The sequence below is a fragment of the Streptomyces sp. NBC_01334 genome (genome assembly GCF_035983595.1).
Classification (GTDB): Bacteria; Actinomycetota; Actinomycetes; order Streptomycetales; family Streptomycetaceae; genus Streptomyces; species Streptomyces coriariae.
Map to the genome: position 1 here is coordinate 881134 of NZ_CP130718.1, position 12344 is coordinate 893477.

The 12344-nt window shown below is 73.0% G+C and carries 13 protein-coding genes; 7 read left to right on the top strand and 6 right to left on the bottom strand.

The window, feature by feature from the left end; genetic code table 11:
* Window positions 1-19: 19 nt before the first annotated feature.
* Genes OG736_RS03965 through OG736_RS03985 form a run of 5 tightly spaced genes read left to right on the top strand, consistent with a single transcriptional unit; the run spans window position 20 to window position 4599 of the window.
* Window positions 20-919: an STAS domain-containing protein gene (locus OG736_RS03965; RefSeq protein WP_327181166.1), complete on the top strand. Its 900-nt coding sequence runs from the start codon at window positions 20-22 to the stop codon at window positions 917-919.
* Window positions 916-1323 (top strand): STAS domain-containing protein, encoded by a 408-nt coding sequence (locus tag OG736_RS03970; RefSeq protein WP_327181167.1) that lies wholly within the window; start codon window positions 916-918, stop codon window positions 1321-1323. Before OG736_RS03965 ends, OG736_RS03970 begins: the two co-directional genes overlap by 4 nt.
* The gene (locus tag OG736_RS03975; protein ID WP_327181168.1) at window positions 1320-1766 is read left to right on the top strand and encodes an anti-sigma regulatory factor; all 447 of its coding nucleotides are present in this window, start codon (window positions 1320-1322) and stop codon (window positions 1764-1766) included. The genes OG736_RS03970 and OG736_RS03975 overlap by 4 nt, the downstream gene beginning before the upstream one ends.
* Window positions 1763-2869 (top strand): SpoIIE family protein phosphatase, encoded by a 1107-nt coding sequence (locus OG736_RS03980; protein WP_327181169.1) that lies wholly within the window; start codon window positions 1763-1765, stop codon window positions 2867-2869. The genes OG736_RS03975 and OG736_RS03980 overlap by 4 nt, the downstream gene beginning before the upstream one ends.
* Window positions 2866-4599 carry a PP2C family protein-serine/threonine phosphatase gene (locus tag OG736_RS03985; protein ID WP_327181170.1) on the top strand — a complete coding sequence of 578 codons (1734 nt, stop codon included), beginning with the start codon at window positions 2866-2868 and terminating at the stop codon, window positions 4597-4599. Before OG736_RS03980 ends, OG736_RS03985 begins: the two co-directional genes overlap by 4 nt.
* Before the next feature lie 7 nt (window positions 4600-4606).
* On the opposite strand, the gene OG736_RS03990 is transcribed toward OG736_RS03985, so the two are convergent.
* Entirely contained in the window at window positions 4607-5098 is a 492-nt protein-coding gene (locus OG736_RS03990) for a MarR family winged helix-turn-helix transcriptional regulator (protein WP_442817155.1), read from the bottom strand.
* 234 nt (window positions 5099-5332) lie between these two features.
* Between OG736_RS03990 and OG736_RS03995 the strand changes: the two genes are divergently transcribed.
* A complete protein-coding gene (locus OG736_RS03995) occupies window positions 5333-6709 on the top strand; it encodes an NAD(P)/FAD-dependent oxidoreductase (RefSeq protein WP_327181172.1) in 1377 nt (458 codons plus the stop codon).
* A 29-nt stretch (window positions 6710-6738) separates the two neighbouring features.
* A complete protein-coding gene (locus OG736_RS04000) occupies window positions 6739-8985 on the top strand; it encodes an FUSC family protein (RefSeq protein ID WP_327181173.1) in 2247 nt (748 codons plus the stop codon).
* 18 nt (window positions 8986-9003) lie between these two features.
* Here OG736_RS04000 and OG736_RS04005 read toward each other — a convergent pair whose 3' ends face one another.
* From OG736_RS04005 to OG736_RS04025, 5 genes are all read right to left on the bottom strand, one after another.
* Window positions 9004-9435: a hypothetical protein gene (locus OG736_RS04005; protein WP_327181174.1), complete on the bottom strand. Its 432-nt coding sequence runs from the start codon at window positions 9433-9435 to the stop codon at window positions 9004-9006.
* 28 nt (window positions 9436-9463) lie between these two features.
* Window positions 9464-10300 carry a DUF1206 domain-containing protein gene (locus tag OG736_RS04010; protein ID WP_327181175.1) on the bottom strand — a complete coding sequence of 279 codons (837 nt, stop codon included), beginning with the start codon at window positions 10298-10300 and terminating at the stop codon, window positions 9464-9466.
* Between the two features lie 144 nt (window positions 10301-10444).
* The gene (locus OG736_RS04015) at window positions 10445-10699 is read right to left on the bottom strand and encodes a DUF5133 domain-containing protein (protein WP_327181176.1); all 255 of its coding nucleotides are present in this window, start codon (window positions 10697-10699) and stop codon (window positions 10445-10447) included.
* A 43-nt stretch (window positions 10700-10742) separates the two neighbouring features.
* Window positions 10743-11561: a SigB/SigF/SigG family RNA polymerase sigma factor gene (locus OG736_RS04020; protein ID WP_327181177.1), complete on the bottom strand. Its 819-nt coding sequence runs from the start codon at window positions 11559-11561 to the stop codon at window positions 10743-10745.
* 223 nt (window positions 11562-11784) lie between these two features.
* Complete coding sequence (locus OG736_RS04025) at window positions 11785-12228, bottom strand: ATP-binding protein (protein WP_327181178.1); 444 nt, start codon at window positions 12226-12228, stop codon at window positions 11785-11787.
* Between the last annotated feature and the right edge of the window lie 116 nt (window positions 12229-12344).

The following is a 12344-nucleotide window of genomic DNA, read 5'->3' on the forward strand; positions in this document are numbered from 1 at the left end:
GGACTGAGGAGAGAACCACGTGCCGGAGCACGAAACGGCCGCAGAGCACACCACGCCCGCGAGCGACGTCGGGAAGTTCCTGCACCGCCGCCGGGAGCAGATCGCCCAGCGCTGGGCCGACGAACCGCTGTTCCGCACGGTGTTCACCGTCTCGCGGGACGAGGCGGTGGAGGCGGGCCGGGTCGTCGTCGACGCGCTCGCCCAGGTCGCCGAGACCGGCCGCGTGGCCGACACGGACGCGGCCGGATTCACCGCGGTCCGCGAGCAGCTGGCCAGGATGGTGGCCTCCCGCGCCCGCTTCGGGCTCACCTCCGGCCAGGTGTCCACCGAGGTGGACGGCCTTCGGCCACCCGCCGTGAACCTGCTGGTGGCCGATCTGCCCGAGGCGACGCCCGAGCACCTCAGGGAGTGCACGACCCTGCTGACCGTGCTCATGGGCACCCTGCGGCTGGTGGTCCTGGAGACCTCGCTGAGCGAGGGCCAGGCCCTGATCGACCGACAGCACCTGGAGCTGCTCGAGGCCGCCACCCCCGTCATCCGACTGTGGGACGGCATCGTCGCCGTGCCGCTCATCGGGACGCTCGACAGCGCTCGCAGCCAGGTCGTCATGGAGACACTGCTGGAGTCGGTCGTCGACCAGCAGGCCCGCTTCGCGATCCTGGACATCACCGGTGTGCCGATGGTCGATTCGCTGGTGGCGCAGCACCTGATGAAGACCGTCGCGGCCGTCCGGCTGATGGGCGCGGAGTGCGTCGTCTCCGGCATCCGGCCCGCCATCGCCCAGACCATCGTGCACCTCGGCCTGGACCTGGGCACGGTGGTGACCAGGTCCAGCCTCGCCGACGCCCTGGGATACGCCCTGCACCGGCTGGGTGCCGACATCGTGCTCGCGACGCCCGGCGGTGCGGGTCCCCGGTGAACCACGACCTCTCCCTCTCGGCCACGGCCCACGTACCGGTGCTCCGGCTCGGCGACGTCCTGCTGATCACCCTCCAGGGCGACCTGCACGACGGTACGGCGGAGCAGCTCCAGCAGGACATCGCCGAGCAGATCGTCCGCAACCGGGTGACCGGCGTGGTCATCGACATCTCCGGGGTGGAGATCGTCGACTCCTTCCTGGGGCGTGTCCTGGCGGAGATCGCGGCGAGCTCCCGGCTGCTGGCCGCGCGGACCGTGGTGGCCGGCATGCGCCCCGCGGTGGCGATCACGCTGGTGGAGCTGGGGCTCTCGCTCCCCGGCCTGCGGACCGCGCTCAACACCGAGGCGGCCCTCGATCTGCTCGCCATGACGGCCCCGGGCGGCCCGCGCCTGGAGCCTCGGTGAGCGGGACGGTCGCGGGCGTCGAGGCCCGCCTGCCGATCCGCTCGGACCTGGACCTGGTGTGGGTGCGGCAGCACGTGCGCCAGGCCGCCGCGGCGCTCGGCTTCGGCCTGGTGGACCAGACCAAGCTGGTCACCGCGGCCAGCGAACTGGCCCGCAACACCCTGGTGTACGGCGGTGGCGGTGAGATGGCCGCGGAGCACGTGTGCGACGGGCGGAGCCAGGGGCTGCGCCTGACGTTCAGCGACCAGGGGCCGGGCATCGCCGACCCGGAGCGGGCGCTGAGCGACGGCTACACCTCCGGCGGCGGGCTGGGTCTCGGCCTGGGCGGGGCGCGTCGTCTGGTGCACGAGTTCTCCCTCGACAGCACGCCCGGCGTCGGCACCACGGTCACGGTGACCTCCTGGGCGGCCCGCCCGCCGCGGCAGCGTGAGGAGCCACGATGACGCACGTGTGGGACGTCCCGGTGCACGACTCGACGCGGGTGCGCGACGCCCGGGTGGCCGCGGAGGGCGCGGCGGCGCTGGCGGGCCTGGACCGGTCGCGCACCGCCGACGCCGCCCTCGTGGCGACCGAGCTGGCGACGAACCTGCTCAAGCACGCGCGCGGCGGACAGCTCCTCGTGGAGGCGGTCCCCCCGCCGAGCGGGCGGCCGGGGGGCCTCCTCGTGCAGGTCGCCGCCGTCGACCACGGGCCGGGCATGGCCGACGTCTCCACCGCCCTGGGCGACGGGTTCTCCACCGCGGGCTCGCTCGGCGCCGGTCTGGGCACCTGCCGGCGGCTCGCCGACGACTTCGACCTGCACAGCGTCCCGGGCCGCGGGACGGTCGCGCTGGCCCGGATCGGCGGCCCGGCCCGCGCCCGCGGCCGCCGTGAGCCGGCCCCCGGCCAGGCCGGGGCCGCCGCGCCCGACGACACCTCCGCCGCGTCCGCCGTGTTCTCCGCGCGGGTCGGCGGCGTCAACATCCCCTTCCGGGGCGCCGCGTGTTCCGGGGACGCCTGGACCTGCGTCCGTGAAGGCGACCGGCTGACCCTGATGCTGGCCGACGGGCTGGGCCACGGCCCCGAGGCGGCCCGCGCCTCGACCACGGCGGTCCACGAGGTACAGCGCTCGCCCCACCTGCCACCGGCCGAACTGCTGCGCCGGCTCGACACCGCGCTGCGCGGTACGCGGGGCGCCGCGGTCGCGGTGGCCCAGCTCGACCTGCGGTCCGGACGGCTGCTGTTCGCCGGTGTCGGCAATGTGGGGGCGCGGCTGCGCGAGGGCGGCTCCTGGCGCCATCTGCTGTCCCGGCCCGGGATAGTCGGCGCGCACCGCCCCACGAGCCTGCCCGAGACCGAGGCGGCCTGGGCGCCGGACCGTCTGCTCGTCCTGCACAGCGACGGGCTGCCCAGCCGCTGGGCGCCGCCGGTCGACCCCCGCCTGCTGTCCTGCGACCCCGCCGTCACGGCCGCCGTGACGGTCCGCGACGCCGGTAGTTCCGCCCGCCCGGTGCGTGACGACACCGCCGTGGCCGTCCTGTCCCCGACGCCGCCGGATGGTCCATGAATCACACCTGGCCGATCAGCACCGTCAGCGACGCGGCTCGCGCGCGGATCACCACCGCACGGGTGGCCGCCGCGTGCGGCGTACCGCCGCTCGAACGCACCCGGATGGCCGCCGCCCTCAGCGCGCGGCTGCGCCGGTGTCTGTCCAAGGGCGGCGGCTGGCGGTTCGTCCTGACGGTGGCGAGGGGCTCGCTGCGGGTCGAGGTCTCCCCCTCCCCCGCCGACGGCGAGCGGCCGTGGTGCGTCACGGCCTCCTGCCCGGAGCCGGGCGCGGGCCCGGTCTGCGACGCCGCGGCGGGTGACGCGACCGCCCTCGCGGAGGCCCTGCTCGGCGCCGACGAGGACACCGCCCTGGTGCTGGAGCGGCTGGCCGAGCAGGAGGAGCTCGTCGCCTTCCACCGGGAGGAGCTGCACCAGACCAACCAGGGTGTGCTGGCGCTGCACGCCGAGCTGGACGCCGCCGGACGGGCGCAGCGCGAGGCCTTCGCGGCGGAGCGCACGGCGCGCCGGGAGGCGGAGGACGCCCGGCGCAGGCTGACCTTCCTCGCCGACGCCAGCGCGACGCTGACGGCCTCCCTCAACCACGAGGAGATCGCCCGCCTGCTGCCCGAGCTGCTGGTGCCGGAGTACGCCCGCACGGCCGACGTCTGGCTCTTCGACGCCGAGGACGAGCGGGTGTCGTCCGTTCCGCGTGCGGCGGCCGCCGTGATCGCGGCCCGCACCGGACGGCCGCAGTACGCGGCCGCGCACCCCGGCGGTCTGCCCGGGGTGGACGACCAGCCGCCGTCGGCGCTGCATCCCGGCCGGTCCCTGCTGTGCGTGCCGCTGCCGACCCGCAGCACGCCCCTGGGCGTCGTGACGCTGACCGCGCCCGGCGAGCGCTGGAACCCGGACGACGCCGTCATGCTCGTGGAACTCACCCGGCGGGCCGGCGGCGCGCTCGACAACGCCCGCCGTTTCGAGCACAACCGGGACATCGCCGAGACGCTCCAGCGGGCCCTGCTGACCGACCTGCCGACCATCCCCGGCCTGCGGCTCGCGGCCCGCTATCTGCCGGCGACCTACGGGCTGAACGTCGGCGGCGACTGGTACGACGCGTTCCGGCAGCCCGACGGCAGCCTGATCACCGTCATCGGCGACGTGACGGGGCACGGGCTGCACGCGGCGGTGATGATGAGCCAGCTGCGGACCGCGCTGCGCGCCTACGCCGTGGACGGCGGCAGCCCGGGCGAGCTGCTGACCCGGCTGCACATCTTCCTGCACCACCTCCAGCCCGACCTGTACGCGACGGCCGTGATCGCCCGCTTCCAGCCCGGCGAGCCGGTGCTGACGTGGGCGGCAGCGGGTCATCCGCCGCCCGTGCTGCGCGGCCCGGACGGGCGGGTGCGCACCCTGGACGCCAAGCCGGGGGCGATGCTCGGCATCCCGCTGCACCAGGAGATCGCCGACCACACGGTGCCGTTGGAGCCGGGGTCCACGCTGGCGCTCTACACCGACGGGCTGGTCGAGCGGCGGGCGCAGGGCATAGACCCGGGCATCGAGCGGCTGGCGGCGGCGCTCGGCTCGTTCCGTGCCGAGGAGCTGGACGCGGACCTGGACGGTTCGGCGGAGCGCATCCTGGACCCGATGCTGAGCGACTCCGAGCGGGACGACGACGTCTGTCTGCTGCTGTGTCACGTGGGCAGTCACACGGGCAGCCACCTCGGCAGCCGCCCGCGGCCCGGGTCCTGAGGAGCGGTCAGCCGTCCGCCGGGTCCTCGGGTCCCCTGCCCGACGTGTGTGCCTGGTGGAAACCGGAGAGCCCGTGTTCCAGTGCGGTGCGCTGGGCCGGGGTCATCGCCTCGAACACGGAGGCGAGGCGCCGTACGCGGCGCTCGGCGACGTCGGTGAGCAGGCGTTGTCCGTAGACGGTCACCACGAGCTGCACCTCGCGCCGGTCGCTGGGCTGCACGGTCCGCTCCAGCAGTCCGGCGGCCTCGAGTCGGTCGCAGAGGCGGCTCGCGGTGGGCAGACCGACGCCCAGGTGCTCGGCCAGGGCCGTCATGTTGAGTTCCGGACGGCTCTTCACCGTCCGCAGCGCCAGCAACTGCCGAGCGGGCAGCCGGGGTCTGGTCTCCTCCGCGGCCATGAGCCAGCAGGCCACCAGGCTCTCCACCGCTTCGGCGAGTTGCCCGGCCTGTGTCCGACGACTGTCCCAGCGGCCGTCGTCGGAGCCGTCCGCGCACCACACCGCCACTATCCTCCGGCCTCCGCAATTGTCATGTACGACGGCCTACCCGAAGGCAACGGGCGTACACAGGCCCTGAGGGGGGTACGTCGGTGACCTCAGGAGAAACGTTCGTCTGCATGCCTCGCCCGGCTGGCGGAACCAGTCCGGGCGCGGTGGGATCGATGAGGTGCGAGACGCCCGCGGGCGGGGCATGCGCATGACGTCGGGGCAGACCGCCTGGAGCCGCAGAAAGGGATGGACATCGTGACACGACCCAGGATCCTGGTGGTGGGCGCGGGCTTCGCGGGAGTGGGGTGCGTTCGACGTCTGGAACGCGCGCTCTCCGCCACGGAGGCCGACGTCACTCTGGTGACGCCGTTCGCCTACCAGCTCTATCTGCCGCTGCTGCCACAGGTCGCCTCAGGGGTGCTGACGCCCCAGTCGATCGCCGTTTCGCTGCGCCGCAGCAAGAAGTACCGCACCCGCATCATCCCGGGCGGTGCCATCGGCGTGGACCTCAAGTCGAAGGTCTGCGTCATCCGGACGATCACCGACGAGATCGTCAACGAGCCCTACGACTACATCGTGCTCGCTCCCGGCAGCGTGACCCGCACCTTCGACATCCCGGGGCTGACCGAGCACGCCTTCGGGATGAAGACCCTCGCGGAGGCCGCGTACATCCGCGACCACGTCATCAGCCAGCTCGACCTCGCCGACGCCAGCAACGACCCCGCCGAGCGCACCTCGCGGCTCCAGTTCGTGGTCGTCGGCGGTGGCTATGCCGGCACCGAGACCGCCGCCTGCCTCCAGCTCCTCACCCACAACGCGGTCAAGCGCTATCCGAACCTGGACCCGAGCCTGATCAAGTGGCATCTGATCGACATCGCGCCGAAGCTGATGCCGGAGCTCGGCGACAAGCTCGGGCGCAGCGCGCAGGAGGTGCTGCGCAAGCGGGGCATCGACATCTCGCTGGGCGTGTCGATCGCCAAGGCGGGCCCGGAGGAGGTCACCTTCACCGACGGGCGGGTGATCCCGACCCGGACCCTGATCTGGACGGCGGGCGTCGTCGCGAGCCCGCTCATCGCGACCCTCGGCGCGGAGACGGTCCGCGGGCGGCTCGCCGTCACCGCGGAGATGAACCTGCCCGGGAACGACGGGGTGTTCGCGCTCGGGGACGCCGCCGCCGTACCCGACGAGGCCAAGGGCGAGCAGGGCGCGATCTGCCCGCCCACGGCGCAGCACGCGATGCGGCAGGGCAAGGTCGTCGCCGACAACGTCATCGCGACGTTGCGGGGCCGGGCGATGCGGCCTTACGTGCACAAGGACCTCGGCCTGGTCGTCGACCTCGGCGGTACCGACGCCGTCTCCAAGCCGCTCGGCATCGAGCTGCGGGGGCTGCCCGCGCAGGCGGTGGCCCGCGGCTACCACTGGGGGGCGCTGCGCACGGGGGTGGCCAAGGCGCGGGTGCTGACGAACTGGACGCTCAACGCGGTCGCGGGTGACGACTTCGTGCGCACCGGCTTCCAGGCGCGCCGGGCGGCGAAGCTGAAGGACTTCGAGTACACGGACAGCTATCTGACACCCGAGCAGGTGCGGGCGCAGATCGAGGGATCCGGGTCGGAGACCGCCTGAGGTCGGACGGTGCGAGAGAGTACGGCGGCGTGAGGGCGGCGGCACGGTCGTGGGGTGCGCGGTGGCGGGATCGGATCGCGGCATCCGACCCCGGGCTGCTGCGTCTGGCGGCCGGGTTGCGCACGGTCGGTGCGATCTCCCTCACGCTGGCCGTGCTCTCGCTGCTGGGCGCGGACGTCTCGCATCTGGTGGCGGGCGCCATCGCCGCGATGGTCGCCACGTTCGCGATCCGGGAGAAGCAGCGCGACCGGCAGGCCGTCACCCTGGCGCTGGGTCTGCCGGTGGCGTTCGCCTCGATGTCGCTGGCGGCGCTGCTCAGCTCGCGGACGGTGGCCGGTGACCTCTTCTTCGTGGCCCTGATCTTCTGCGCCGTCTACGGCCGCCGGTTCGGTGACCGGGGCACGGCGCTCGGCCTGGTCGGCTTCCAGGTCTACTTCCTGTCCCTGTTCGTCGGGGTCACCACATCGAGCCTGCCGGGGTTCTACGCGGTGCTGGCCGTCGCCTTCGGATGCAGTGCGGTGGCGCGCTTCGTGCTGGTGCCGCAGACGCCGACCGGGATCCTCCTGCGGCTGCGCGGGGCCTTCCGGGCGCGGCTCGCGCAGTTGCTGGCCGCCCAGCTCGATCTTCTGGACGCCGGCCCGGACGACGTGGAGAAGGCACTGGCCCATGTGCGCGAGGGCACTGCCCGGCTGCACGAGACGGCGATGCTGATCCAGGGCCGGCTGGACGAGGGCACTCCGGACCAGGCGACGGCCCGGCTGGTGCAGCGCCGGATCGCCGACGCCGAGATCGCCGCCGAGCGGCTCGGCCTGCTGCTGCTGACCGCACGCAGCGCCGAGCGGGCCGACACCCTGACCCTGCACCTGCCGGGCGCGCCACTGCCGGAGGGCGGCCATCTCCCTGTCCGGGACGAGGCCCTCGCCGCGCTGCGCCGTGATCTGGGGGCCCTGCGGCTGCTGGTGCGGATCTCCGTCGCGGAGGGCGCGGCCACGGCTCACGTCCGCAACCGGCTGCTCGGCTACCGGGACGAGGAGAACCTGCCGAAGGCGTCGCCCGCCGTCCAGGACGTCTTCCGGGGCGTCGGTGAGGCGGCGCGCGCGGTGCTGGGGCTGCGGATCGCGCTCGACGGGCCTCAGGACGAGTCCGAGGACAGTCCCGAGACGGCGCGCTCCCGCGAGGAACTGGACGCGGAGGACGCAGCGATCGGCGCGGGCGAGGAGGACGAGGACTCCGACTCGGCCGGGAAGGAGACGGGGCTGCGGCGGCCGACCACCCGGGCCGCCGTGCAGGTCGCCGTCGGGTCGTCGCTGGCCATCGTCGGCGGCGAGCTGCTCTCCTCGCACCGCTGGTACTGGGCGGTGCTGACCTGCTGGATCGTGTTCATCAACACCGCCTCCACCGGGGAGATCCTGGTCAAGGGCTACCGGCGGCTGCTGGGCACCGTGCTCGGGGTGGTCGCCGGCATCCTGCTGGCGGGGGTGGTCGGTCACCACACGTGGACGGCGTTCGCCGTGGTGCTGCTGTGCGTGTTCGCGATGTTCTACACGGCGCCGCTGTCGTACACGCTGATGTCGTTCTTCGTGACAGCGGCGCTGGGTGTGCTGTACACGCTGCTGCACACCTACAGCATGTCGGTGCTGGTGCTGCGGGTGGAGGAGACCGCGCTGGGGGCGGCCTGCGGAATCGTCGCGGCGGCGCTGGTGCTGCCGGTGCACACCGACCGGCGGACGAACGAGCTGCTGACGACCGTGCTGGACCGGCTGACCGATGTCACCGAGGCGGCCGTGGAGCAGCTGAGCGGCGGTCCCCCGGCCGAGCTGCTGGACCGGGCCCGTGATCTGGACCAGGCACTGGCCGATCTGCGGGCGGCCACGCAGCCCCTGACCCACCCGGTCACGCCGTTGCGGACCCGGCGGGACACGGCCCGGTACGTCGTCGCGCTGCTGGAGACCTGTGCGTACCACGCGCGGACCCTGGCGGCCATGGCCGAGCTGCTGCCGACGCAGCGATCGATCGTGGCGGACCCGGGGCTGCGCCGCGCCGGGCAGCGCATCCACCACAACATCGGGGCGATCTCCGCGCGCGTGGCGGGCGAGCGGAGCACCGCCGAGGTGCTGACCGGGCCGAGCATCGCCTCGCTGCTGATGCCGGGAGGCCCGGGAACGCCGCGCTACGGCCGGGTGACCGACCGCGTCCTGCGGCACCTGCAGCGCCTGGACGAAGCGGTGGTCGGCCTGGCCCGGCCGCTCGGCGTGCCGGTGGCTCCGCCGAAGTGACGGCGGGTCCTTCCACGGTCAGAAGTCCGTGGACATGTCGCTCGCCGCCGCGATGCCGCGCAGCTCCTCGGTGTCCTGGTGGCGCTGTCGGATACAGCCGGCGATCTCGGCGAGGCGGGTGGGGTCGGACGCGGTGCCCGCGTCGGTGACCACTCGGACCGGGCCGGTGCCGTCGACGTCTATCTCCACCAGCTGGTTGTCCAGCCGGCCGGTCACCGCGGTGGCGATGACCAGGGCAGCTTCGTCACGGATCTCCTGGGGCAGTTGCTGGGTGTCCTCCGGATCGAGGGCGAAGTCGAGACTCTCGGGTCGTTGTTCCTCGAGTGCGCGCAGCGCGGGTGCGACGACCTTCAGCAGCAGCTGATAGTCCTCGCTGTCCATGCGGACGCGCAGAAGGTCGAGGTACATGTCCACGGGCCGTCCGTCGCGCGGGAACTCTGAATCGTTCATCTGGTCCGTGTTCCCACACAACCGGACGTCAGACCTTGCGCCAGCGGGCCATGGCGAACGAGAACAGTCCGAAGAGCACGAGTCCGGCCGCGACGCAGGCCAGGAGGCCGGGACCCGCGGGCGTGGCGGCGAAGGAACGCAGTGTGTCGTCGATCCCCTTGGCCTCGTCCGGCTGGTACTCGACGGCGGCCCGTACGGCGAAGACTCCCGCGGCGGCGAACACCACGCCACGGGCCGCGCCGCCGCCCACCCCGGTGATGTCCACCAGCCGCCGCATGCGCGGGGACATATCCCCCAGCCGCATCTTCTTCCGGTAGGACCGCATGACGGCGCGGGCGCCGATCCACACGCCCGCGACGATGATGCCCGTGCCTCCCGCGCCCACGATCCACTGGCCCGCGGGCAGCTCGAGGGCCCGGGCGGTCACGTCCCGGGACTGCTCGTCTCCGGAACCGCCGCCGCTGCCCGATCCGGCGGCGAAGGCCAGCACGGAGTAGGCGACGAAGGAGTAGAAGCCGCACCGGACGAGAGCGAGCAGGCGCTTCTTGGCGCTGCGCCCGTCGGCGCCGGCTCCGCCGAAGACGACCTCCGACAGCCGCCAGAGCGCCATGCCGACGAGTCCGATGCCCAGTGCCCACAGCAGTACGGCGCCGAAGGGCTTCTTCGAGATCTCCTCCAGAGCTCCCTGGCGGTCGGCCTGCTGGCTGCCGTCGCCGGAGGCGATCTGCAGGGCCAGCAGGCCGACCAGCAGATAGATGACGCCTCGTGCGGCGAGCCCCGCCTTGGCGGCGCCCTTCGTCACCGAGCCGCGTGCGGCTCGCTCCACCCCGACCCTGCCGTTGCGCGCCAGAGCACTCGTGTTCATTTCGCCCTCCCCAGAATCTCCCCGATTTCCTGCGGGATCCGCATGCCCCGGCTCTCGCGGTACACACGTCCGGCGCTCCTGGACCGTGTCCCGGCCGAAAGAGCGGCGGGGTGGACGCGGGATCCGGCGCGTCCACCCCGCCCGTCAGGCGTACACGTGGGGATCTCTGTCGGTCGGCGGGCGTATCGAGGCGTCGGCGGCCGACGCCGCCTCGAGCCATTGACGTGCCGTCTCCAGGGCGTGCCTCACGTCGCGCGTGCCCGTGGACACGCACAGCGTGTAGGCGAGATCACGCGCCTGCGCCTGTGCCTGGGGCTGTTCCTCGGTGGATCCGGATCGTGTCAGCGCCTCGTACTCGTCGACGAGTCTGCGCAGGACAGCGGGATGCGGCATGAGCATCGGTCTGCTTCTCCTCCGTTCGGAATGGGTGAATGTCGTGCCGTCAGCGCAGAGCTTCCTGGCGCACCCGCTCGCAGCTGCGGCTGATGAGCCGGGACACGTGCATCTGGGAGATGCCCAGCTGGTCGGCGATCCTGCTCTGCGTCATGTCTTCGAAGAACCGCATGTAGAGAATGGCGCGCTCGCGTTCCGGCAGCCGGCGCAGGCCTTCCTTGGCGGACTCGCGGTCGACCACGACGTCGAAGGAGTCGTCGGAGTCGCCCAGGGTGTCGGCGAGGCTGTAGCCGTCGTCACCGGCCGAGGTCTCGGCGTCCAGCGAAAGGGTGCTGAAGCTCTCCAGGGCCTCCAGGCCGGCGTTCACCTCGTCCTCGGTGAGCCCGGTGTGGGTGGCGATGTCGGCCACGGAGGGCTCGGCCGCCCCGGGATTCTGGGTGAGTTCCCGGCGGGCGACGCGGACCTTGTTGCGCAGTTCCTGTACCCGGCGGGGCACGCGCAGCGCCCACATCCGGTCCCGGAAGTGCCGCTTGATCTCCCCGGTGATGGTGGGCACGGCATAGCTCTCGAAGGCCCCGCGCTCGGGGTCGAAACGGTCGACGGCCTTGACCAGTCCCAGCGCCGCGACCTGTCGCAGGTCCTCGATCGCCTCACCGCGGTCGCGGAATCGGCCGGCGATGCGGTGGGCCATGGGGAGCCAGGCGGTGACGAGCTCGTCGCGTACGGCGTCCCGCTCGGGGCCCTCCTCCAGGGTGACCAGCCGGGCGAACCGGCTCATGGTGTCGGGCGCGTCGGCATGGGTGCGCCGCAGCTGCGCGGTGGTGGGGGCGGAAGCAGAAGGACGGCTTGTCGACATGTCGATAGGCATGCGGTATCGCTCTCCTGAACGGTGGTTTCAGGGACTGGCGACGAGAACTCCTGCCGTCCGGAACGCGTGCGACGCTCCGGAGCGACAACTCGCTCCCGTCGGCGCGCCTCCGGTCCGAAGCACGAACCTCCGTCTGCCCTACCCCTGGAGGAACAAACTCCGCCCGTCCGAAAGGCGTTCACAGGTTCGCGGGCCCATGGCCCGGGCCGGTCGGCGCCGGGGGTCAGAACACGGGGACGACGGCGGTGATGCGCTTACCGCCGGAGGGCAGACAGGCCACCCTGACGTTGCGGGCCAGCCGGCAGACGATCGGCCAGCCGCGACCGCCGGTGCGCTGTCGGCCCTGTTCGTCGAGCGGGTCGGTGGTGACCGGCAGCCGGTCGCTGCGGTCGCTGACGGAGACGCGCACGGCCGGCCCGTCCATGTCGACGTCGAATCCGGTGATGCCGCCGCCGTGCAGGATGGCGTTGCTCGTCAGTTCCGAGGCGACGAGCAGGGCGTCCGAGAGCCCGTCCTCGTCGTACGGGCAGCCGATGGTCCCGCAGCGCCCGGTCACCGCCTGTCGCACGGCACTGCGGACGTCGGCCGGCCTGCACTGCTCGTGCCCTCCGCGACCGAAGGCGCCGTCCTGCGCGTCCTCACGGTCGGTCGAGTCGTTCGTACGCATCCCTTCGCTCCCCTGGCTGGTCCCGGCTGGTCGGACGGCCGCACCTCCACGGCGGGTTCGGCGTCTCTTCCGCACCCGGCGCTCTGTTCCACCGGACGGTGCGGTCGTCTCCTTTG